Source organism: bacterium, assembly GCA_020440705.1.
In the GTDB taxonomy this organism is placed as follows: Bacteria; Krumholzibacteriota; Krumholzibacteriia; order LZORAL124-64-63; family LZORAL124-64-63; genus JAGRNP01.
The window spans coordinates 1-586 of sequence record JAGRNP010000330.1 but is presented as its reverse complement, the minus strand read 5'-3'; the positions used below and the strand labels follow the sequence as shown (position 1 = coordinate 586).

Genomic DNA, 586 nt, shown 5'->3' with positions numbered 1-586 from the left:
GACGCGGGGCTGCTCACCCACCTTTCCTTCGAGGCGCTGGAAGGCCGCTCAGGCCGGAAGGAGCCCGTGCTGGACGAAGCGCGGCGCCAGTTGGAACTGTACTTCCGCAGGAAGCGCAAGGCCTTCGACTTGCCCATCCAGCGCACGGGCACCCGCTTCCAACGGCTGGTCTGGGAACGCATCAACGACATCCCCTTCGGCAGCACCACCACCTACGGGACCATCGGCAAGGCCATCGGGGGAAAGGCCATCCCACGTACCGTGGGGCGAGCCTGTGGTGACAACCCGCTGCCCATCGTGGTGCCCTGCCACCGCGTGATCGCGGCGAACGGACTGCTCACGGGCTATGTGGGCGGCCTCTGGCGCAAGCGCTGGCTGCTGGAGCACGAGGGGGCCCTGGCGAAGGAACTCTTCTGAGCAGCCCCAAGCCGGTACCTTCGCACCCCATGGACGCGCAGTCCCTCGCCGAGCGGGTGGTGGCCCGCATGTACGACCATGACCCCTTCAGTATCTGGCTGGGCATCGAGCGGCTGTTGGTGGCCCGGGGGCGCTGCGAACTGCGAATGACCGTCCGCGAGGAGATGCT

The 586-nt window shown here is 67.6% G+C and carries 1 protein-coding gene; it reads left to right on the top strand.

Going from position 1 to position 586, the window contains the following annotated elements:
• Positions 1 to 66 precede the first annotated feature (66 nt).
• Positions 67 to 417 (top strand): methylated-DNA--[protein]-cysteine S-methyltransferase, encoded by a 351-nt coding sequence (locus KDM41_18640; GenBank protein MCB1185442.1) that lies wholly within the window; start codon positions 67 to 69, stop codon positions 415 to 417.
• Positions 418 to 586 lie beyond the last annotated feature (169 nt).